Source organism: Micropruina sp. (assembly GCF_047607385.1).
GTDB lineage: Bacteria > Actinomycetota > Actinomycetes > Propionibacteriales > Propionibacteriaceae > Micropruina.
This window is the reverse complement of sequence record NZ_JASGDE010000122.1, coordinates 1-22,116: the sequence shown is the minus strand read 5'-3', so window position 1 is coordinate 22,116 and position 22,116 is coordinate 1. Positions and strand designations below refer to the sequence as shown.

Below are 22,116 nucleotides of genomic sequence, written 5' to 3'. Positions count from 1 at the left end.
CGCCGATGGTACTGCAGGGGGGACTCTGTGGGAGAGTAGGACGTCGCCGGACATTTTAAACACCCTCGTGGTGGTCAGTTTTGATCACTGCGGGGGTGTTTTGCATACTCCCACCCAACACCGGCAGGCGACCCTCCTGGGCCGGCCAACCGGGGCTTCGCGGCTGGACCCCCTGCGGTGGACCGCCCCGCACCAGGGGGCGGGACTGAATCGGGACGGGGTGGGCGGTAGGCCGCACCCCACGCCAGGCCAGCACCGGGACGGGCCCGCCACAGGGCGGAGTGGGGCCGGTAGACCGCGTCCCACGCCACGCCGGCGCAACAGGGCTACCCCAGCGGCAGACCGCGTCCCGCACCAGGAAGCACCCGCACCAGGATGGAGTGACCGGTCGAACCGCTCAGGGCCTCGGCATGCTTTGGGTCGCCGACACGCTGACTCCACCGCCATGAAGGACAGTCATCCAGAGGGCAAGCGGTACGGCCGTGCCTGGCGGGTGGCGCACCGTCCGATATGTCAAACGTATGGCAGTGCCGCTAGCCTGCCCTGGTGACTTCCGACGACCTCATCGACGAGGCCCTGGCCGCGATCGCGGCGTCCCGCTCGCAACTCGATCCGGACTACCCGCGGTTCCACCTGGCGCCTCCGGTCGGACGGCTGAACGACCCGAACGGCCTGGTGATCGTGGACGGCGTCTATCACGCGTTCTACCAGTTCGGTCCGTTCTTCCCGGGCCGCAAGCAGATCTACTGGGGCCATGCCAGTTCGTCCGACCTGGTCACCTGGCGGAGCCACGCCCCGGCGATCGCACCGTCGGACTGGTACGACCGCTCCGGGGCGTATTCCGGCGGAGCGACGATCCACGACGGGAGGCTCTGGCTGCACTACACCGGCAACGTCAAGAGTGGTGGACGCCGGGAGAGCTACCAATGCGCGGCCATCAGCGACGACCTGGTCCGCTTCGCCAAGCACCCGGCCAACCCGCTGATCTCCGGATCGCCGCCGGGCTACACCGCCCACCTTCGGGATCCCCAGGTGCTGGTGGACGACCAGGGCTTCCGGATGCTGCTCGGAGCCCAGCGGGCCGACGAGACCGGCTGCATCCTGAGCTATCGGTCTGCCGATCTGGTCCGTTGGGACTTCGAAGGTGAGCTGAGCTTCCCCGGCAGCGCCGGACGCTACGACGCCTTCGGCTACATGTGGGAGTGCCCCAACCTGCTGCGGGTGCCGGACGAGGACACCGGCGAACTTCGCGACGTGCTGATCTTCTGCCCGCAAGGCCTGGCGCCCGCCGGTGACAGCTTCCGCAACATCTTCCCTTGTGGCTACCTGGTCGGACGGCTGGACGGTACCGCGTTCCACGTCCAGGGTGAGTTTCGCGAACTGGATCGAGGTTTCGAGTTCTACGCGCCGCAGGCCTTTCGCCGGCCGGATGATGCGGACGCCGCTGCGCCCGTCCTGCTCGGCTGGCTGGGCAACGCGTCCGAGGACAATCAGCCGTCGCTGGCCGACCACGGCTGGGTGCATACGATGACCTTCCCGCGCCGGCTGACCCTGCGCGACGGCGTCCTGCTGCAGCGTCCGCCCGCGGAGGCCGTGGCGGCGATCGGGCCCGGTCGCGAGCTCGCCCTATCTGGTACGGCGCTGGCGGACGCGTCCAGCACGCTTCCCGAGCTGGCCGGCGCGGACGCCTTCGCGCTGACCCTGGAACTCGACCAGTCGGACGCCGAGGAGTGGGGGCTGACCATCGCCACCCGGCCCGGCTCGGAGCTGCTGCTCGGCTTCCGCCGGGGCCGGCTGACGGTGGACCGCAGCGCCACCCGCTACCCGCACGGCGAACGCCGCAGCCTCGCCATTCCGGACTCGACCCGGATCAGGATCGAACTGATCCACGACCGCTCGATCACCGAGCTGTTCGTCGCCGACGGGCAGACCGCGTTCAGCCTGCGCAGCTACCTGGACGCCGGTGAACGGCAGGTCGCGCTGCAGGCGTCCGGGACGCTGCGGGTGCTGTCCGGGCATGCGGTGGTCCCGGCCCAAGACTGAAGCCGACACCGCACTGTCAATCGTTTGACATATATGCCAAACGATTGACATGCTGGGCGGCACCGATGTGACCTAGTTCGAGGAGGAACTGGCCGGATGGACCATTCCCGCGTAGCCCAGACGGTGCTGGCCGCCGTCGGTGGGCCCGACAACATCAACGCCGCGGCGCACTGCGCAACCCGGCTCCGCCTGGTGCTGGCCGACGCCGACAAAGTAGACCAGGCGACCCTGGACAACGACCCTGACATCAAGGGCACCTTCTCCACCGGCGGCATGTTCCAGATCATCGTCGGCCCCGGCGACGTCAACATCGTCTTCCAGAAGATGGTGGAGTCCGGCGTCAAGGAGGCCACCAAGGAACAGGCCAAGGAAGCCGCCGCCAAGCAGGGCAACCCGCTGGTGCAGTTCATCAAGGTGCTCTCCGATGTGTTCGTGCCGATCCTGCCGGCGCTGATCGCCGGTGGTCTGATGATGGCCCTGAACAACATCCTCACCGCCCCCGGCATGTTCTGGTTCGCCCCGCCGGGGCAGGGCCTCACCGACATGTGGCCGGCCTTGAAGGATGTCGCGGACATGGTCAACATGTTCGCGGCCGCGCCCTTCGCCTTCCTGCCGGTGCTGATCGGCTTCTCGGCCACCAAGCGGTTCGGCGGCAACCCCTACCTGGGGGCCGCGATGGGCGCTGCCATGGTGTTCCCGTCGCTGGTCAACGGCTACGGCGTAGCCGCCGCGGTCGCCGACGGATCGATGACCTACTGGAACGTCTTCGGCATCAACGTCGCCCAGGCCGGATACCAGGGCCAGGTCATCCCGGTGCTCTTCGTCAGCTACATCCTGGCCACCATTGAGAAGTACCTGCACAAGGGTCTGAAGGGCACCACCGACTTCCTGCTGACCCCGCTGATCACCCTGATCAGCACCGGCTTCCTCACCTTCATGCTGGTTGGGCCGCTGACCCGGCAGCTCTCCGACGCCATCACCTACGGGCTGCAGTGGATGTACGAGGGTGGCGGCATGATCGGTGGCCTGATCTTCGCCACGATCTACAGCCCGATCGTGATCACCGGCCTGCACCAGAGCTTCCCGGCGATCGACCTGGCGCTGATCGCCCAGGGCGGCACGTTCATCTTCCCGATCGCGGCCATGGCCAACATCGCCCAGGGCGCCGCCACGCTGGCCGTCTTCGCGGCCGCCAAGGACGGCAAGCTGAAGGCCCTCGCCGGTGCCGCCGGAACGTCCGCGCTGATGGGCATCACCGAGCCCGCGATCTTCGGTGTCAACCTGCGGCTGCGCTGGCCGTTCTTCGTCGCTATGGGCGCCGCCGGTATCGGTGGTGCGCTGGTCAGCCTGTTCGACATCGTCGCGCTCTCTCCGGGCCCGGCCGGCCTGATCGGGTTCATCGCGATCAACCCGCCGCAGATCCCGATCTTCATGGTGGTCGCCCTGACCACCTTCATCCTCAGCTTCGTCGCGACCTTCTTCTACGCCCGGACGCGGGGCAAGGCGTCCATCGCCGGCACCCACGTGGACGAGACCTCCGAGGAAGAGAGCGCGGCCGCGGAGCGGGCCGACGACGACTTCACCGTCACCACTCCGATGGCCGGCAAGCTGGTGCCGCTGAACGAGGTGAAGGATCCGACGTTCGCCGCCGCGATCCTCGGCCCGGGCGCCGCTGTGATGCCGTCGGAGGGTCCGGTTGTCTCGCCGGTCACCGGAGAGGTCGTGGTGGCCTTCCCGACCCACCATGCCTACGGGCTGAAGGCCGACAGCGGGGTGGAGATCCTGATCCACATCGGCATGGACACCGTCCAGCTCAACGGAGAGCACTTCACCTCCAAGGTGAAGGTCGGCCAGCGGGTCCGCCGCGGCGACGTGCTCGCCGAGGTCGACTGGGCTGCTGTCTCCAAGGCCGGCTACGACCTGACCACGCCTGTCGTGGTCACCAATGCGGCCGGCTTCGAGGGTGTCGAGGCCGCCGAGCGCGGCATCGTGCTCGCCGGTGCCGCCATGCTCAGCGTCACCCCTAAGGCCGCGGTCGAGGTGGCCTAAGGAAGCCGTTGGTCGAGTTTCTCGGGGCCTGGTCGCCGTCCCTCGACCGGGTCTCGACAAGCTCGACCAACGGTGGCTGAGTCCGTGCGGCGGCGGGTGGTTCTCGGTCCACCCGCCGCCGTTCGCACACGACCACCTCGTTGTCTCAATGTGGCAGGTGACGCCATGTTCCTCGTGAGTTCCTGATCGCTGGGGTGCCCCAGAGAAAGGCGACTGGTCGACCGAGATCGCGAGCCAACGGGTGGGGTCAGGGACTGCGATAGATTCAGTTTGTGCCCGTGCCGTCTGTCCTGATTCTTGCTCGCCATGGTCAGACCGAATGGAACGTGACTGGCCGCAGACAGGGTCAGCTGGACTCCCCGTTGACACAGGAGGGGGTAGCGACAGCGCAGAGGCTTCGACGAGTGTTGAGCGCCCAGGGCATCGACGTGATTGCCACCTCGCCGCTCGGCCGCGCACGGCGGACTGCCGCCATCTTTGCGGAAGAGCTCGACGTGGACGTCGTACCTATGGAGTCGCTGGCCGAAGTCCACCACGGATCGTTTGCCGGGCTCACGAACGATGAGATTCAGCTGCACCATGCCGATCTTTGGCAACTTCGCGAAGCCGACTTCTACGGCTGGCGCTTCCCCGGAGGGGAGAGCTATGCAGATGCCGATTGTCGAGCAGCGAGGGCGCTCGAAGAGGTCGATGCGCTGAACGCAGAAATGCCGCTGCTGGTAACCCACGAGATGATCGGACGGATGCTCCGGCGACACGTCCTCAGTCTGACCCTTGAGCAAGCCTTTGCCCTTCGGCATCCGCAAGCCGTTGCATATCGGCTGGAGGGCGGCTGCTCCCACGTCCTGACCTAACGGCCCGATGCCCCGAGGAGTTCGTCCGGGTGCGACACGAGCCACGCTCAGGTGGTGGCGCCCTCGATCAGGGTGACCGGCAGTTCCGCCGGCGGCACGGCCGACTCCGGCCCGTTCGACGGGCCGGAGTCGATGAGCCCGAGCAGCCGCTGGACCGCCGTCTCGCAGAGCGCGGCGATCGGTTGCTGGACGGTGGACAGCCACGGCATGGCGCGGCGGACGGCCTCGGTGCCGTCGAAGCCGATCACCCGCAGGTCGTCGGGGACCCGGCGTCCGGCCCGGCGTGCCCATTCCAGCACCGTGCCGGCCATCAGGTCGTCGGTGGCGAAGACGGCGTCGATGGCGGCGGCGTGCTGGTCCAGCGCGGCGTGGATCTGCCGGCTGCGTTCCGGCTCCGGGGTGTGGAAGTTGACCGTCACCACCAGCGGTTCGATGCCGGCCTCGCTCAGCACCTCCCGATAGCCCGCCTCGCGCAGGTTGCGGGTCGACGAGGTGGAGGTGAACAGCACCGGACGCCGAGACCCCCGGTTGAGCAGCAATTCGGTCGCCAGCCGTCCGCCGGCGCGGTTGTCGGCGCGGACGTTGGGGATGTGCGGTGCCAGTTCGCGGTCGATGGTGACCACCGGGAGCTGAGTGGTCGCGTACTCCGGAATGCTGTCGTTGTGGGCGCCGGAGATGACACCGTCCACCCGATTGCCGCGCAGCTGATCGAGGTACTCCCGTTCGGCCTCGGTCCGGCCCATGCTGTTGCACAGCAGGGTGCGGTAGCCCCGGGTGGCCAGTGCCCGTTCCACGCCGGCGGCGATCTCGCCGAAGAACGGCAGCGCCACCGTCGGCACGATCACCCCCACCGTCCGCGTGCGCTGGCCGAGCAGCGACCGGGCGATCTGATTGGGCCGGTACTGCAACTCGTCGATGGCCTGCGCCACCCGATCCTTGGTGTGCTGGCTGAGATAGCCACGGTTGTTCAGCACCCGCGACACCGTGGTGGGCGAGACACCGGCTCGCGCGGCCACGTCGGTGAGGCTCGGCTCGCGCGTGTGGTTCGGCACCGACATCACCTTTCGTCCTCTGCGACCGGGGTTCTCACGCATCCTATCCTGCGCCTGATGGCCGGCCCGCGAATCCAAAAGGGCAGGTCACAGGCCGGTTCGCCAGTCTGCGCGGCGATGGACGGGGCGTCCGGCGAACCGGTTCGCCGGACGTCGGCGCGTCACTGCCAGGGCTCGGGCAGCACCTCCACCGTGTAGCCGACCCGGCTCGTCGTGCCGTCCGGGGCGGCCAGCTCGACGCGCCAGGCGTCCGCGAACTGGTCGACGCCGGGCAACATCGGGATGGTTCCGCTCATCACCACGGTGCCGGATCGCAGCAGGCCGGCCTCGCCGAGTCGCTCGATCCAGTAGTCGGGGGAGAGCAGCAGCGCGGGAGAGCCGTCCTGGATCAGCTCGTCGACGCCGTCGTTGGTTACCCAGGCGCGCAGCGTGAACGAGTCGAAGGCGTCCCGGACGTCGCCCCAGCGCCAGGCCAGGTCGCCCAGGAAGTCGGGGGCCGACTGCTTGCTCCAGGCCACCCCGTGCACCTCCAGGGCGCGGTCGGTGTGGTCGCAGGCGGCGGTCACCAGGTAGTCGTCGGACGAGGTCGCGCCCTCGGGGACCAGCAGCGCCCACTCCGCCTCGCCGGAGGTCCGGCCGTGCGGCACCTGGACGTCGTCGCCCTGCACCGCCAGCGTCCCGGACAGCGGGTAGAGGGTGGGGATCGTCGCCGGCCCCGGGACGCCCAGCTCGGCCAGTTCGTCGATGTGGTGCTGGACCTGCTGGCTGTCCCGGCCGGCGTAGCCGCCGTTGAGGGCGTAGCGGGTCTCGACCGCCACGGTTCCGCCGCCCGGCAGGGCAAAGGTCAACCGCGCCATGTTTCCTCCTGAAGTCAGAACTGCCGAATGTCTTGCCTATGCGGCCTGTATACAACGAGTATGAGGCCACGACAAGGGAGAGGGACGGATGACCGACACAACACCCCAGACCGTGACCGAGCGGCGCAACCTGCGCAAGGCGTTCGTGGCCAGCCTGTCCGGCACTGCGCTCGAGTGGTACGACTTCGCACTCTTCGGCGCCGTCACCGGCAGCGTGTTCAGCAAGCTCTTCTTCGACGGCTCCGACCCGGGCATGGACATGATCAAGGCGTTCCTGACCTACGGTGCGGGCTACGTCGCGCGTCCGGTCGGCGGCATCTTCTTCGGACGCCTCGGCGACGTCATCGGACGCAAGAAGGTGCTGGTCTGGACGCTGCTGCTGATCGGCATCGCCACCTTCGCGATCGGGTTGCTGCCCACCTACCAGACCGCCGGGATCTGGGCGCCGATCATGCTGGTGGTGTTGCGCTTCGCCCAGGGCGTCGGGGTCGGCGGCGAGTGGGGCGGCGCGGTGCTGCTGTCGTCGGAGTTCGCCCGGCCGGGTACTCGGGGGCTGTGGGCGTCCGCGGCCCAGACCGGAGTGCCGCTGGGCAGCTTCCTGGCCAATCTGCTGCTGGTCGTGATGACCGTGTCGATGTCGGACGAGGCGTTCGTCAGCTGGGGCTGGCGGGCCGCCTTCATGCTGTCGCTGGTACTGGTCGGCTTCGGGCTGTGGATCCGGCACCAGCTGGAGGAGACGCCCGTGTTCAAGAAGATCATGGAGCGCGGCGAGGCCCCCGAGGCCCCGGTCTCGGAGGTGTTCCGCACCCAGGGCCGGGCGCTGCTCGGCGCGGTGCTGGTCCGCTTCGGGCCGGACGTGCTGTACGCGTTCTTCGCCGTCTACGTGATCACCTGGCTGCAGGCCGGCCCCACCCCGCTGACCAACCAGCAGGCGCTGACCGCCACCATGACCGCGGGGTTCATCCAGGTCTTCACCATGCCGTTCGCCGGCTGGCTGTCCGACCGGATCGACCGCCGGCTGCTCTACGCGGTGGCCACCGTGCTGGGGGCGACCTGGGCCTTCGTCTTCGTCGCGATGCAGCAGCAGCGGTCGTTCGGGCTGGCCATCTTCGGGGTGATCGTCGGGCTGATGTTCCACTCCTTCATGTATGCACCGCAGGCCGCGCACATCGCCGAGCAGTTCCACGCCCGGCTGCGCTACACCGGCAGCTCGCTGGCCTACACCTTCGCCGGGATCTTCGCCGGCGGCCTGGCGCCGACCATGTTCGCGCTGTTCTGGGCCAACGGCCAGAACAGCTGGGCGATCGCCGGCTACATCGCCGCGGCCTGTGCGATCACCCTGGTCGGACTGGCGATGGGCCGCGCGGTGGTGGACGAGGTGGACGAGGCGCTGCTGGACGTCACCCCGTGACGATGTCCGGGATGACGGTGGGGACGGTTCCCTTCCGGTTCAGCGGACGGTTTCTCTCCGGTTCACCGGACGTCGGTCGTCGCGTCGCGTCAGCCGCGGGCGTGCCGGGTGACGGTGCGCATCAGGTGGGCGCGCAGGGCATGCTCGACGGCGGCCTCGTCGCCGGAGGCCAGGGCGTCGACGATCGCCTCGTGCTCGGCCAGCACCTGCCGGCGATCGTCCGGGTCCTGGGCCAGCGCAGCCACCCCGATCACCACGTGGCGCACCCGGACCGCCTCGTACATCTGGGTGATCACCGGGTTCCGACCGGCGGCAACCAGCTCGGTGTGGAACTCCCGATCCACCGCGATGAAGTCCGCGGCCGGGCAGTCGCCGGGCAGCGTCCGCTGCCGTTCCAGGATGGCGTGCATCCGGTCCAGCGGCACGGCCAGGTTGCGCATCGCCTCCCGGGCCGCCCAGACTTCGATCACCGAACGTGCCTGCATGATGTGGTGCACCTCTTCGGCCGACAGCGCCGGGACGAACGCACCCCGGTTCGGGATCAGCTGCACCAGGCCCTGGGCGGACAGCAGCAGCAAGGCTTCCCGCACCGGCGTCCGAGAGACCCCGATCCGCTTGGCCAGGGTGGCTTCGTCAATGAAGGTGCCCACCATGGAGGGGTCGGTCAGCAGCGCGTTGCGCAGGTGCTGATAGGCGGCCTCCCGCCCCGTCCTCGGGGTCATGAGCCATGTATACCGGAGAGAAGACAATGACTGCAGCACTGCGACTGGCCGCTTGCCAGTTCTCTTCCAGCGCCGACTGGGCGGCCAATCTGGACCGGATCGGCGCCGACGCCCGGACGGCCGCCGACCGCGGTGCCCAGGTCGCGGTGTTCCCGGAGGCGGCGATGGGCCGGTTCGGCAGCGCGGCGGCAGCAGCGGGTCAGCCGCTGGACGGGCCGTTCGCGGACGGCGTCCGTGCCGTCGCCGAACAGACCGGGCTGCTGATCGTGGCCGGCATGTTCACCCCCTGCGGGGACGGACGGGTGCACAACACCCTGCTGGTCACCGGGGCCGGCGTGGAGACCCGGTACGACAAGATCCACCTGTTCGACGCCTTCGGCTCGCGCGAGTCCGACACGGTGGCGCCGGGGGACGCGCTGGTCACCGTCGACGCGTTCGGCACCACCTTCGGGCTGGCCACCTGCTTCGACCTGCGCTTCGCCGCCCAGTTCACCGAGCTGGGACGCCGTGGCGCCGAGGTGCTGCTGGTGCCGGCGTCCTGGGGCGAGGGGCCTGGGAAGGCCGAGCAGTGGGACCTGCTGGTCCGCGCTCGGGCCACCGACGCCCAGGCCTGGCTGCTGGCCTGCGACCAGGCCTGGACCCCGCTGTCCGGCACCGACCCGCTCGGCATCGGACGCAGCGCCTGCATCGACCCGCTGGGCGGCGTCCGGGCCAGGCTGGCGGCCGGGGAGGGCATCCTGATCGCCGACGTCGAACCGAGCCTGGCCGCGGACGTCCGGGCCCGGGTCCCGGTGCTGGCTCAGCCCGGATCGAAGGATCGAGGCTAGACCCGCAACCAGACCGCGGTCTCGCTGGGCAGGTCGTCCCCGACCGGGCCGGAGCCGAGCAGCACCTCGCCGGCCGGCAGCGGGTAGGGCTCGGTGCCGAAGTTGGCGATCACCTGCCAGCCGCCCGGACGTCGGAAGTGCAGCACGTCGTCGCGTCCGGTCTCCACCCACTCCAGCGCCTCGCCGCCCTGCAGTTCGCGGCGCAGCGCCAGGGCGTTGCGGTACAGCGCGAGCGTCGAACCGGCGTCGGCGTCCTGCGCCTCGACGCTGTAGTGGCCGAACCACAGCGGCTGCGGCAGGTGGGCGCCGCCGTCGCCGAAGCCGTAGGACGTCCCGGTGCGGGTCCACGGCAGCGGCACCCGGCAGCCGTCGCGTCCCACCTCGATGGCGCGGTTGCGGAAGAAGGACGGGTCCTGGCGGGCGGCGTCCGGAATCTCGGAGACCTCCTGCAGGCCGAGCTCCTCGCCCTGGTAGAGGTAGGCCGAACCGGGCAGGGCGAGCAGCAGCATGGTGGCGGCGCAGGCCCGGCGCAGGCCGCGGGCGGCGTCGATCATCGTCGGGTCGCCGCCGGCCAGCAGCCAGTCGCCGCCGTGTTTGCGGATCGGCGTCCCGTCCGGGTTGGCGCCCGGGTAGGGGGTGCCGTAGCGGCTGGCGTGCCGGATCGTGTCGTGGTTGTCCAGCACCCAGGTCACCGACGAGCCGGATTCCGCCGCCACGCTCAGGCAGTCGTCGACGATCCGGCGGTAGGTCGGGGCGTCGTAGTCGCAGAGCAGCAGGTCGAAGAAGAACGACTGGCCCAGGGTGGCCGGGCTGGCGTACCGCGGCACCCGGGACGAGTGCACCGCCGCCTCGGCGACCGCCGTCCGGGGCGGATCGTAGGCGTTGAACACGGTGCGCCACTGCGCGTAGATGTCCTGCACCTCGTCGCGATCCAACGTCGGGTGGCTGCCGTCGCGGGGCAGCACGTCCAGTTCGGCCTGGGTGGGCAGCGGCTCGCTCATGTCCTTGGCGAGCATGTGCGCGGCGTCCACCCGGAAGCCGTCGACGCCGCGGTCGGCCCAGAACCGCAGGGTGGTCAGGAAGTCCTCGTGCACCTCGGGGTTGGACCAGTTCAGGTCGGGTTGCTCCCGGGCGAAGGTGTGCAGGTACCACTGGCCGTCAGGCACCCGGGTCCAGGCCCGGCCGCCGAACAGGGACCGCCAGTCGGTGGGCGGCTCGGCGCCGTCCGGTCCGGTGCCCTCGCGGAAGATGTACCGCTCCCGGGCCGCCGAGCCACGCCCGGCGTCCACCGCCTCGACGAACCAGCGGTGCAGGTTCGAGGTGTGGTTGGGCACGATGTCGATCAGCACCTTGATGTCGTGGGCGTGCAGCGCGGCGACCAGGGCGTCGAAGTCCGCCAGAGTGCCGATCCGCGGGTCGACGTCGCGGTAGTCGATGACGTCGTAACCGCCGTCGGCGAGCTCGGACGGGTAGAACGGGTTCAGCCAGACCGCGTCGATGCCCAGCGAGGACAGGTAGTCGATGCGTGACACGATGCCGCGGAAGTCGCCGATGCCGTCCGCGTTGCTGTCGGCGAAGCTGCGCGGATAGATCTGGTAGACCACCGCCTGGCGCCACCACTGCGCGCCGGAGGTGGGGACGACGGTCTCGTGATCGACGGGGAGGGACACGAAGCGGTTCCTTTCGGAGTCGGAGCGGACGGGTGTCACAGGCGCAGGATGCGGGACTCCCAGGGCGCCAGGGTGGTGGCCGCGGCGTCCGGATGGGTGCCCAGCAGCAACTCGGCGCCGTCGAGGCGGGGGAGCCCGTCGGTGGGGATCTCGACCGGTTCGGAGGAGCAGTTGGCCACCACCAGCAGCGTCTCGTCGCCGTGGGTGCGGGTGAAGGTCCAGAGCTGGTCGTGGTCGGGCAGCAGCAGCTGGAAGCGGCCTTCTTGGACGGTCTCGTTGGAGTGCCGCAGCCGGATGAGTTTCTGGAAGTGGGCGAACACCGAGTCGGGGTCGTGGCGGGCGGCGTCGGCGTTGATCTGGTCGTGGTTGGGGTTGACCGGCATCCAGGGGGTGCCTGTTGTGAAGCCGGCGTTGTCGGTGGCGTCCCATTGGACGGGGGTGCGGGCGTGGTCGCGGCTCTTGGCGGCCAGCGAGCGCAGCACCTGCTCTTCCGACACCCCCGCGGCGGTGGCGAGGGCGTGGTAGTTGAGGGATTCGACGTCGAGGTAGTGCTCGATCCGGGTGAGCGGGGCGTTGGTCATGCCGAACTCTTCGCCCTGGTAGATGTACGGGGTGCCCTTGTGCAGGTGCAGCACGGTGGCCAGGGTCTTGGCCGAGTCGACCCGATGCTCGGGGCTGTCGTCGCCGAACCGGGACACGGCGCGGGGCTGGTCGTGGTTGTCGTAGTAGAGCGAGTTCCAGCCGGCTTCGGCCAGGCCGTCCTGCCAGGAGGCCAGGTTGCCCTTCAGCACCGGGAGCGGCAGGTCGGCCAGGTCCCATTTGTTCCAGCCGACCTGGTCGAGGTTGACGTGTTCGAAGGTGAACACCATGTTCAGTTCGTGCCGGGCCGGGTCGGTGACCCGCTGCGCGACCTCGACGGTCGCGCCCGGCATCTCGCCGACGGTGAGCAGGTTGTGTTCGTCGAGGCCGACCTCGCGGTTCATCTCGGCCAGGAACTCGTCCAGCCGCGGTCCGTTGGCCACCCGGCGCAGGCTGCCCTGGCCGGGCTCGATCGGTCCGCCCGCGGTCAGCTCGGCGGGCTTGGAGATCAGGTTGATCACGTCCATCCGGAAGCCGTCGACGCCGCGGTCGACCCACCAGCGCATCATCGCGTAAACAGCCTGGCGAACGTCCTTGTTCTCCCAGTTCAGGTCGGGCTGGCCGGGGCTGAAGATGCCCAGGTAGTACTCACCGCTGGCCGGGTCGTAGGTCCACGCCGACGGGGCGAACGCGGCGTGGCTGTCGTCCGGTTCGGCACCCGGCGTGCCGGGCTCGCAGCCGGGCCGGGCCGGACGCCAGAAGTACCAGTCCCGCTTCGCCGAGGCCGGGTCACGCGACTGGGCGAACCAGGCGTGTTGGTCGGAGGTGTGGTTCACCACCAGATCCATCACCAGCTTGATCCCGCGCTGGTGCGCGGCCGCGATCAACGCGTCCAGATCGGCCAGCGTCCCGAACAGCGGGTCGACGTCTTGGTAGTCGCTGATGTCGTAGCCGTTGTCCACCTGCGGCGAGCGGTACACCGGCGACAGCCAGATCACGTCCACACCCAACTCGGCCAGATACTCCAGCCGGCTGGTGATGCCGGGGATGTCGCCCACCCCGTCGCCGTTGGAGTCCTGGAACGATCGCGGATAGATCTGATACACCACCGCCGAACGCCACCACCCGTCCGGGCGTCCCGCGAGCTCGGGGTTCGCCGCTGTGTTCATGGTTCTCCTCTCAGGGGCCGCGGAGTGCCGCGCCCCTGCTCGTTGCGGTGGGTGGTGGAAGCTGCTTGTCCGGGAGTTCCCGGGACACAGGTGTGACTCGACGGCGACGCCTGTGGCTGGTGCGACGGGTAAGCCTACTTCGAGGCACGCGCTGGTGGTAGTGCCCCGGCGGAACCCGACGTGCCCTCCTCGCCACCCTTGACGGCGGCCCGGCCGACTTCTATATTCCCTTTTGTCCAGCAACTAGATTTATCTCGATCTGGAGCCTGCTGGCGAGCTTCCAACGGAGGAAACCTGTGCCTGTGTCCCAGCCACCATGAATCGGTGGCGGCTCGGGCGACGATGTCCACACCAGCCGCGGCAGGTCGAAACCTCCCCGCGCCCCTGTGCGCGACCCACCAAGCTGCTCGCCGTCCCTCGACGGCACAGAACCTCCCAACCGCCAGCTTCCAAACCCAACAAGTTAGGAATGAACCACGATGGCCACAGTCTCCTTCCGAAAAGCAACGTTGCAGTATCCAACGCTGGACCGGCCCACGATCAACAAGCTCGACCTCGAGGTCGAGGACGGCGAGTTCGTCTGCGTCGTCGGCCCGTCCGGCTGCGGCAAGTCGACCACCATCCGAATGCTCGCCGGGCTCGAATTCATCACCGGCGGCCGGGTCTACATCGGAGGCAAGGACGTCTCCGCCGTGCCGCCGCGTGACCGCGACATCGCGATGGTGTTCCAGAACTACGCCCTCTACCCGCACATGACGGTCGCCGACAACATCGGCTTCCACCTGATGCTGCAGAAGACCCCCAAGGAAGAGATCCGCAAGCGCGTCGAAGAAGCCGCTGCGCTGCTCGACCTGGGCCAGTACCTCGACCGCAAGCCGGCGAACCTGTCCGGTGGCCAGCGGCAGCGCGTCGCCATGGGTCGCGCCATCGTCCGTCACCCGCAGGTGTTCCTGATGGACGAGCCGCTGTCGAACCTGGACGCCAAGCTCCGGGTGCAGACCCGCACCCAGATCGCCAAGATCCAGCGCCGCCTCGGCGTCACCACCATGTACGTGACCCACGACCAGGTCGAGGCCATGACGATGGCCGACCGGATCGCGGTGCTCAAGGACGGCCTGCTGCAGCAGTACGCCTCGCCGTCCGAGATGTACCACCGCCCGGGCAACGTGTTCGTCGCCGGCTTCATCGGCTCCCCGTCGATGAACCTGCTCGAGTTCGACGTGACCGGCGAGGGCGAGATCGCCTACGGCAACTTCGGCATCCAGCTCGGCCCGGCGCAGCGCGCCGCGCTGACCGGCAAGAAGGTCGTGGTGGGCAGCCGTCCCGAGGGCTACTACGTGCTCGGTCACGGTGAGCCCGGCGTCCACGCGACCATCGACGTCGTCGAGGATCTCGGCAACGACGTCTACCTGTACCTGAGCACCGAAGAGGCGGAGCCGCGGGCGATCACCGTGCGCCGCCCGGGTGGCTCGGTGCACCACGTCGGCGAGGGCATCACCCTGCGTCCCTCGCGCGCCGCGATGCACGTCTTCGATCAGGCCACCGGACTGCGGCTGCCCGACTACGACGGCGACGGCGCTCTGCCCGGTAAGGAAATCTGAGGTGGCGGGCGCATTCACCCGCAGGTCCCTCCTGCGCGGCGCCGGAGCCGCGGCCCTGGTGGCCGCCAGCGGTGTCTCGCTCTCGGCCTGCGGCAACACTGCCGGGGGAGTGCCGATCCGGTTCTCGGCGACCAAGCGTGAGACGGTCAAGTACTGGAACGACGTGGTCGCCAAGTACAACGCGAGCCAGTCGGAATACAAGATCATGCGCGAACTCAGCACCAACCTGGTGGCCGACTTCGTCCGTGACACTCCGGTCCCGGTCGGCGTCGCGGGCTTCGACATCAAGTTCGGCAGCTACGTCCAGCGCGGCGTGCTCGCGGATCAGCGCAACAACCCCGTCGTGCAAACGCTGCGTCCCGACGCGATCGAGTTCTCCCAGCAGTTCGGCACCTACAAGGACGACATCAGTTCGCTGCCGTACTCGATCGCCGGGCAGGGCGTGATCTACAACAAGGAGCTGTTCGACAAGGCTGGCGTCTCGATTCCGACGAAGTGGAGCGAGGTTCTCGCCGCGTGCGAGACCTTCAAGTCCAAGGGCATCACTCCGTTCATCGGCACCTTCAGCGACCTGTGGACGATCGAGCAGGGCCTGTTCAACTACGCCTTCGGCGGCATGCTCGATGTTTCGGACTTCTTCAAGAAGCTGAACGCGCAGGGCACCAAGACCGGGCCCGACGCGCCGGTCTCGTTCACCAAGAGCTTCAAGGAGCCGCTGGAGAAGATCAAGTTGCTGCTGCCCTACTTCAACGCCGACGCGAAGAACATCGCGTACGACCAGGGCAACCGCGACTTCGGCCAGGGCAAGGCCGCCATGCTGATGCAGGGTCCGTGGGCCTATGCGGGCATTCTCGACGCGAACCCCAACTTCAAGGGTGGGATGTTCCCGTTGCCGATGACCGAAGACCCGTCGAAGATCGTGGTGACCGCGAACCTCGACCTGACGGCTTTCACCCCGGCCTCCGGCAAGGGCGCCACGCGTGACGGCGCGCTGAAGTTCCTGGACTACATCATGAAGCCCGAGGTCATGCACGACTACAACGCGCAGAATCAGGCGTTCTCGACCGATAAGGACGCTCCCAAGCAGGACGACCCGAAGGTCTCCGACCTCAACGAGTACATGCTCAGCGGTCGGTACGTGCAGGGCCCGGCGCTGTACATTCCGGCGGCCATCCCGAAGCAGACGTACATGCAGGAGTACTTCTACGGCGGCAGCGTGGACGATTTCGTGTACAAACTCGATCGAGACTGGACGCGGCTGGCCATCCGGCTGGCGGCCTGAGCCGACAAGGAAGGAGTCTCACTATGTCGAATACCCAAACCCCTGCGTCGGCTCAAGCGACTGAGGAGTTCGTGGAGTTGCCGCCCGGACAGGTCGACCCGGGCTTGCCGAAGAAGAAGCCGGCGCTCGCGCACTATCTGATGGTGCTGCCCGCGCTGCTCGGCTTCACGCTGTTCATCGTCGTCCCGGCAATCCAGGGTGCGTTCTACAGCTTCACCAACTACGCCGGCTACGGCGACTGGCACTTCATCGGCTTCGCGAACTACATCGCGATGTTCCAGGATCCGAACGTCGGCCAGGCGTACACCTTCACCCTGATCTTCGCGATCGTCACCACGCTGCTGCTCAACGCGATCGCGCTGTTCCTGGCCGTGCTGCTGAACTCGAAGACCAAGTGGCCGAACCTGTGGAAGGGCATCTACTTCATTCCGATGGTGCTCTCCGGCCTGGTCGTGTCGTACTGCTTCCAGTACCTGATGAACCAGTCGATTCCCAAGATCATCACCTGGGGTCCGCTCGGCGAAGGCATTCTGACCAACGCCAACTGGGCCTGGCTCGGTGTCGTCTTCGTCACGCTCTGGGCCAGCTTCCCCGGCACGGTGATCATCTACCTGGCCGGCCTGTCCTCGATCGGCGGGGAGGTCTACGAGGCCGGCGAACTGGACGGCGCCACGGCGTTCGGCCAGTTCCGGCATATCACGTTGCCGCTGCTCGGGTCGTTCATCGTGATCAACACCGTGCTCGGCCTGAAGAACCTGCTCAACGCCTACGACATCATCATCGGCCTCACCAACGGCGGCCCCAGTGGTGCCACCACCTCGATCGCCATGTCGATCACGTCAACCGTCGCCAGCAGTGACGTCGCCTACGGCAGCGCCAACGCCATGGTGTTCTTCGTCGTCACGATCCTGCTGTCGGTCGCTCAGCTGGGCGTCGTCAAGCTGATGGGAGAGAAGAAGTAATGACTGCAATCGCCAACCAGCCGGAGGCCGAAGAGGACTTCGGTCCGGAACTCAAGCCGCCGCGCCCGTACAACCTGACCGTGACGACGGTGCTCGCCGTCGGGTCGCTGGTCGTCCTGGTGCCGCTGTACTTCATCCTCGCCATGTCGCTCAAGACCGGTGCGAACAGCGATGCCGGTGCCGGCTTCGCCTTCCCGTTCGACGCGGCCTTCGGCAACTTCGCCGCGGCCTGGGAGATGGTGAATGCGCCGGTCGCGTTCACCTGGAGCGTCATCATCAGCGCGATCGCGGTGGTCGGGAACATCCTGATCCCGTCCATGTTCGCCTGGGCGGTCGTCCGCAACTGGGACCACCCGCTGTTCCGGTACAGCTACGTCGCCCTGTTGGCCGGCATGTTCATCCCGTTCGTGGTGCTGGTGCTGCCGCAGATCAAGCTGATGGCCGCATTCAAGCTGGACAATCCGTTCGGCGTCGCGATCCTGCACATCATGTTCGGGCTGGCGTTCAACTCGCTGATGTTCTACGCCTACATCCGCAACCTGCCGGTGGAACTGGAAGAGAGCGCGGCGCTGGACGGCGCCACGCCGTTCACCATCTTCCGCAAGGTGGTCTTCCCGCTGCTCTCGCCGATGGCGGCGACGGTCGGCATCTTCGCGTTCCTCAACTCGTGGAACGACTACATGATGCCGTCGCTGATCATCGCCGACGTCACCATGCAGACGCTGCCGGTGGTGCAGGCCTCGTACCGCGATGCGCTCTCGTTGAACATCAACGTGGCGTTCGCGTCCTACGCCCTGGCCATGATCCCGGCGATCGTCGGCTACCTGATCGGCCAGCGCTGGATCATCGCCGGCGTCATGCGCGGTTCCATCAAGTGATCCGGGTGACGGGGGTGGGCGGCCACGGCGGCGCCCGCCCCCGTCCTCGTCGGACAGCACAGGCCAGGCCGCAGCGACGCGGCTAACGATGGGAAGTAAATGTACCCATCACACGAATTTCGCTCCGGGTAGGCTTCCGCACGTTCACACCGACGGTCAAGGGGGACTTCAGCGCATGAACCTCACCGCCGGACAGTTGCGCCAACGCGCCAGCACCTCCGCCGTGCTCGACTTCGCCTGGGACGCCGGGGTCTTCCGCGCCGACCACGTCATCGCCGCACTCGGCCTGACCCGGTCGACGGCGCTGGCCGCGCTCGACACGCTCATCGAACTGGGGCTGATCAGCGAGCTACCCAGCGCCGGACCCGAGGACGGCTACCGGCTCGGACGCCCGGCGCGCCGCTTCGAGTTGCGCGCCGAGGCGGGCGTGATCATCGGCGTCGACGCCGGCGAGCGCTACTTCACCGCCATTGTCGCCGACCTCACCGGGCAGATCCTGGCGCGACGCTTCGTCGACGTAGGTCGCTGCCCGGAGGAGTCGGGGACGGCGCTCAACGAACTCGACCCGCGGCGGCGCAGCGCGGCCGCCCTTCACCTGATCGACGAGGTGCTGACGTCCGCGGGACGAACCCGCGCCGACGTGATCGGGGTCGGCGTCGGGGTGCCCGCTCCGGTCGACGCCGACGGTGTCTCGCCGGTCCATCCCTCCGGGTTCTGGCAATACATGAACGCGAACCTGCAGGGCGTGCTCACCGCGGAGTTCCCCGCCGTCCGGGTGGAGAACGACGCCGCCCTGGCCGCGGTCGCCGAGGGCAGCATCGGCGTGGCGCGCGGTCATGACGACTTCATGGCCATGCTGGTCGGACGCCGGCTCGGCTCCGGGGTCTTCCTGGACGGCCGGCTGGTCCGCGGCGCCAACGGGGGAGTCGGTGAGCTCGAGGGCTTCATGTACGTCCCCGGGATAGGAAGCACCCACGGCATCGGCGTCCGGGCCGAGTGGTGGCTGCGCAACGCGCTCGAGCAGAGGGACATCCCCGCGGACCACCCATGGGCGCAACTGAGCGGCGACGAACTGACCGCGGAGGCGGCGCTCGCCGTCGCCAGCCTGGACGACCCCGTCTCCCGGCCGCTGCTGGAGGAACTCGGCAGCAAGCTGGGCCGGATCTGCAATGTGGTGTCCCGGTTCTACGACCCCGGCCTGATCGTGGTCTGCGGCGCCATGGCCGGTGCGCTGGCCGACGTGATCGAGATCGCCCGCGGCCACGTCCGGGCGGAATCGGAGCTCCCTCCGCCGGAGATCGTCGCCTCCCAGTTCGGCGGCGACATCGTCTCGCTGGGTGCGGTCTCGGCCGCCCGCGAGGCGGCCCAGGCGATCGCCCTCACCCTGTTCTCCGAGCGCAATCAGGGCGAGTCGGCCGAGCTCTGAGCCCGCCACACCCGGTCCGGTCGGCCGTGGTCTCGCCGCGCTGCCGGGACGTCGCCGGTGCGCGCCGGGCGGCCTGCGGCCCATAGGCTGGACGCATGTCCTCGCCCGGCCCTGGCCACGTTCCCGAATCCGTCACCGAACCGGCGGCGCCCGCGTCCCTGCCCGTCGACGCCGACTGGTGGCGGCAGGCGGTGGTCTACCAGATCTACCCGCGCAGCTTCGCCGACAGCGACGGCGACGGCCTGGGCGACCTGGCCGGCATCGTCCAGCGCGCCGACTACCTCGCCGAACTCGGCGTGGACGCGGTCTGGCTGAGCCCGTTCTACCCCTCCGCGCTGGCCGACGGCGGCTACGACATCGCCGACCACCGCTACGTGGATCCGCGGCTGGGCACGCTGGCCGACTTCGACGCCCTGGTCGCCGCCCTGCAGGCCCGCGGCATCCGGGTGGTGGTCGACATCGTGCCGAACCACACCTCCGACCAGCACCCGTGGTTCGTCGAGGCGCTGCAGGCCGGCCGCGGCTCCGAGGCCCGCGACCGCTACCTCTTCCGGGAGGGCACCGGCCCCGAGGGCGGCGAGCCGCCGACCGACTGGGTGTCCTCCTTCGGCGGCCCGGCCTGGGAGCGGGTGGCGGACGGACAGTGGTATCTGCACACCTTCGCGGTGCAGCAGCCCGACCTGAACTGGTCCCGCGCCGACGTCCGCGACGACTTCCTGGCCACCCTGCGGTTCTGGGCCGACCGGGGTGTGGACGGCTTCCGGGTCGATGTGGCGCACCTGCTGACCAAGGACCTGTCCGAGCCGCTGCCGTCGGCCGCCGAGCTGCGCGGCATTCCGGTCGACGGCAAGCATCCGACGGTGGACCGCGACGACGTCCACGAGATCTATGCGCAGTGGCGGCAGGTGTTCAACTCCTACGATCCGCCGCGCAGCGCGGTCGCCGAGGCCTGGGTGGATCGTTCCCGGATCCCGCTCTACGCCCGCCCGGAGAGCCTCGGGCAGGCGTTCAACTTCGACCTGCTGCGCGCCGACTTCGACGCCGCCCAGTTCCGCCGGATCGTCACCGACTGCCTGGAACTGGCCGCGCAGACCGGCTCGTCCAGCACCTGGGTGCTGTCCAACCACGACGTGGTCCGGCACCCCACCCGCTACGGGCTGCCGGCACCCGACCGGGACGCCGAGGGCCGCCAGGTCGCCCGGGCGGGCGCCGCCTGGCTGGCCTCGGGCGGGACGGAGCCGGTGCTGGACCGGGACGGCGGGGTGCGCCGGGCCCGGGCCGCGACGCTGTTCGTGCTCGGCCTGCCCGGTTCCGCCTACCTCTACCAGGGCGAGGAGCTGGGACTGCACGAGGTGGCCGAGATCCCCGCCGACCGCCGGCAGGATCCGACCTTCTTCCGCACCGCAGGTGCCCAGGCCGGACGGGACGGCTGCCGCGTCCCGCTGCCGTGGACCCGCGGCGGCACCGCCCTCGGATTCAGCGCGGCGCCGCCGCACCTGCCGCAGCCGGCCTGGTTCGCGGACTTCAGCGTCGAGGCGGAGCAGGCCGACGAGGCGTCCACGCTCCGGCTGTACCGGCGGGCCCTGGCCTTGCGGCATCGCTACCGCACCGCGGAAGAGCTGGAGTGGCTGGAGACCGGACGCGACGACGTGCTGCGGTTCCGGCGTCCGAACGGCTGGGAGGTGATCACCAACTTCGGCACCGAGCCGTTCGAGATCGGGGCCGGGGAGGTGCTGCTGACCAGCACGGAATCGGCGGACGGTGTGCTGCCGGGGGAGGCGACCGCCTGGCTGGTGCGTCCGGCGTCCTGAACCGTTCGGACGCCGCGGGGTGTCAGCGCGGGCCGTGTCCGGCGCGGCGGCGGTTGGCGTCCCGGGTGTGCCGGGGCAGCAGGAACAGGTCGACCGCGCAGCCGATGCCGGCCAGGATCAGGCCCAGCCCGTAGGCGGGGCCGAACAGCACGGTGGTGAGCAGATAGGCCATGCCCCAGCCCGGGCGGTTGAGATAGAAGTGGTGGGTGCCGAACAGGCCGAGCAAGAGCAACAGCAGATAGGCCACGACGGTCGACTTCGCGCCGGCCGCGGCCCGGACGGCGGGCTGACGGGTGATCCGGTGGGCCTGCGGCATCGGTGCCCGGGACGGCTGCGGGTGGCCGGCATAGGCCGGCCGCTGCGGCTGGTGGAGGTGTGCCGGCGCGACCGGCTCCGGTCGAGTCGGCGGGTGCCAGCGCGGTTCCTCCGGCAGCCAGGGCTCGTACGGGACGGTCACCCGGGCGATGGTATAGGGCGCCCGGGCGGGTTCGGGAAGGCCTCGGGCGAGTCGTCCCGTTCGTCGGACAACGGCGAACCCCGCAGTCAACCCACGATCGACGGGATGCCGGACGGAGCGTCGTCGGAGCGGGTTCGGCACAGTGTGGCATAATCAGCCCAGGACGAGTTCGCGACGCGGACTCATCAGATCCGGCACCGGCGAGGTGACAGCTCGACGGCCAGACCGACTCAACCGCGACGGAGACGACCGCGGGGGTTGGTGCAGCGGATCCAGTCCACAGGCTTCGCCACTTCGGTGGCCACATCGCGCGGCGCCCCCTCGCCGCTGAAGGAGAGCACATGCTCGACACTGATTCACCCACACCCGCGGCCGACGATTCGGCAGAGCAGGCCACCCCGCCGCGTCGCCGCCGGTCCGCCAGCCGCCCCGCCGGTCCGCCCGCGCCGAGCCCGGCGCCCGAGGT

Annotated in this window: 17 protein-coding genes; 11 read left to right on the top strand and 6 right to left on the bottom strand. The window is 69.0% G+C overall.

Annotation, left to right across the window (positions count from 1 at the left end):
- Window positions 1-546: 546 nt before the first annotated feature.
- The 3 genes from QM582_RS11105 to QM582_RS11095 all read left to right on the top strand — a co-directional run bounded on the left by QM582_RS11105 (window position 547) and on the right by QM582_RS11095 (window position 4,946).
- The gene (locus QM582_RS11105) at window positions 547-2,043 is read left to right on the top strand and encodes a glycoside hydrolase family 32 protein (RefSeq protein ID WP_415084389.1); all 1,497 of its coding nucleotides are present in this window, start codon (window positions 547-549) and stop codon (window positions 2,041-2,043) included.
- Between the two features lie 96 nt (window positions 2,044-2,139).
- A complete protein-coding gene (locus tag QM582_RS11100) occupies window positions 2,140-4,092 on the top strand; it encodes a sucrose-specific PTS transporter subunit IIBC (RefSeq protein WP_415084387.1) in 1,953 nt (650 codons plus the stop codon).
- A gap of 272 nt (window positions 4,093-4,364) precedes the next feature.
- A complete protein-coding gene (locus QM582_RS11095) occupies window positions 4,365-4,946 on the top strand; it encodes a histidine phosphatase family protein (protein ID WP_415084386.1) in 582 nt (193 codons plus the stop codon).
- A 47-nt stretch (window positions 4,947-4,993) separates the two neighbouring features.
- Here QM582_RS11095 and QM582_RS11090 read toward each other — a convergent pair whose 3' ends face one another.
- Both QM582_RS11090 and QM582_RS11085 read right to left on the bottom strand, forming a co-directional pair.
- The gene (locus QM582_RS11090; protein WP_415084384.1) at window positions 4,994-5,998 is read right to left on the bottom strand and encodes a LacI family DNA-binding transcriptional regulator; all 1,005 of its coding nucleotides are present in this window, start codon (window positions 5,996-5,998) and stop codon (window positions 4,994-4,996) included.
- 161 nt (window positions 5,999-6,159) lie between these two features.
- Entirely contained in the window at window positions 6,160-6,855 is a 696-nt protein-coding gene (locus QM582_RS11085) for a DUF2848 family protein (protein WP_415084383.1), read from the bottom strand.
- Between the two features lie 88 nt (window positions 6,856-6,943).
- On the opposite strand from QM582_RS11085, the gene QM582_RS11080 reads away from it, so the two are divergent.
- On the top strand, window positions 6,944-8,266 hold the full coding sequence (locus QM582_RS11080) for an MFS transporter (protein WP_415084382.1): 1,323 nt from the start codon (window positions 6,944-6,946) through the stop codon (window positions 8,264-8,266).
- Between the two features lie 89 nt (window positions 8,267-8,355).
- On the opposite strand, the gene QM582_RS11075 is transcribed toward QM582_RS11080, so the two are convergent.
- Window positions 8,356-8,988 (bottom strand): GntR family transcriptional regulator, encoded by a 633-nt coding sequence (locus tag QM582_RS11075; protein WP_415084380.1) that lies wholly within the window; start codon window positions 8,986-8,988, stop codon window positions 8,356-8,358.
- Window positions 8,989-9,014: 26 nt separating this feature from the next.
- Here QM582_RS11075 and QM582_RS11070 point away from each other — a divergent pair, with 26 nt between their 5' ends.
- A complete protein-coding gene (locus tag QM582_RS11070) occupies window positions 9,015-9,815 on the top strand; it encodes a carbon-nitrogen hydrolase family protein (protein ID WP_415084378.1) in 801 nt (266 codons plus the stop codon).
- On the opposite strand, the gene QM582_RS11065 is transcribed toward QM582_RS11070, so the two are convergent.
- Both QM582_RS11065 and QM582_RS11060 read right to left on the bottom strand, forming a co-directional pair.
- Window positions 9,812-11,485, bottom strand: coding sequence for a glycoside hydrolase family 13 protein (locus tag QM582_RS11065; RefSeq protein ID WP_415084377.1), 1,674 nt, complete (start codon window positions 11,483-11,485; stop codon window positions 9,812-9,814). The two genes, QM582_RS11070 and QM582_RS11065, sit on opposite strands and share 4 nt — an antisense overlap.
- A gap of 35 nt (window positions 11,486-11,520) precedes the next feature.
- Complete coding sequence (locus tag QM582_RS11060) at window positions 11,521-13,233, bottom strand: glycoside hydrolase family 13 protein (protein ID WP_415084375.1); 1,713 nt, start codon at window positions 13,231-13,233, stop codon at window positions 11,521-11,523.
- Window positions 13,234-13,712: 479 nt separating this feature from the next.
- On the opposite strand from QM582_RS11060, the gene QM582_RS11055 reads away from it, so the two are divergent.
- The 6 genes from QM582_RS11055 (at window position 13,713) to QM582_RS11030 (ending at window position 21,193) form a co-directional block, all read left to right on the top strand.
- The gene (locus tag QM582_RS11055) at window positions 13,713-14,834 is read left to right on the top strand and encodes an ABC transporter ATP-binding protein (RefSeq protein ID WP_415084373.1); all 1,122 of its coding nucleotides are present in this window, start codon (window positions 13,713-13,715) and stop codon (window positions 14,832-14,834) included.
- A gap of 1 nt (window position 14,835) precedes the next feature.
- Window positions 14,836-16,116, top strand: a complete 1,281-nt coding sequence (locus QM582_RS11050) for an ABC transporter substrate-binding protein (RefSeq protein ID WP_415084372.1) — start codon at window positions 14,836-14,838, stop codon at window positions 16,114-16,116.
- 23 nt (window positions 16,117-16,139) lie between these two features.
- A complete protein-coding gene (locus QM582_RS11045; protein ID WP_415084371.1) occupies window positions 16,140-17,078 on the top strand; it encodes a carbohydrate ABC transporter permease in 939 nt (312 codons plus the stop codon).
- A complete protein-coding gene (locus tag QM582_RS11040) occupies window positions 17,078-17,956 on the top strand; it encodes a carbohydrate ABC transporter permease (RefSeq protein ID WP_415084370.1) in 879 nt (292 codons plus the stop codon). Before QM582_RS11045 ends, QM582_RS11040 begins: the two co-directional genes overlap by 1 nt.
- Window positions 17,957-18,131: 175 nt before the next feature.
- Window positions 18,132-19,382, top strand: a complete 1,251-nt coding sequence (locus tag QM582_RS11035) for an ROK family protein (RefSeq protein ID WP_415084369.1) — start codon at window positions 18,132-18,134, stop codon at window positions 19,380-19,382.
- 95 nt (window positions 19,383-19,477) lie between these two features.
- Window positions 19,478-21,193 (top strand): alpha-amylase family glycosyl hydrolase, encoded by a 1,716-nt coding sequence (locus QM582_RS11030; protein WP_415084367.1) that lies wholly within the window; start codon window positions 19,478-19,480, stop codon window positions 21,191-21,193.
- 22 nt (window positions 21,194-21,215) lie between these two features.
- Here the strand turns inward: QM582_RS11030 and QM582_RS11025 are convergent, their stop codons facing one another.
- Window positions 21,216-21,650, bottom strand: coding sequence for a TM2 domain-containing protein (locus QM582_RS11025; RefSeq protein WP_415084365.1), 435 nt, complete (start codon window positions 21,648-21,650; stop codon window positions 21,216-21,218).
- Window positions 21,651-22,116: the final 466 nt, after the last annotated feature.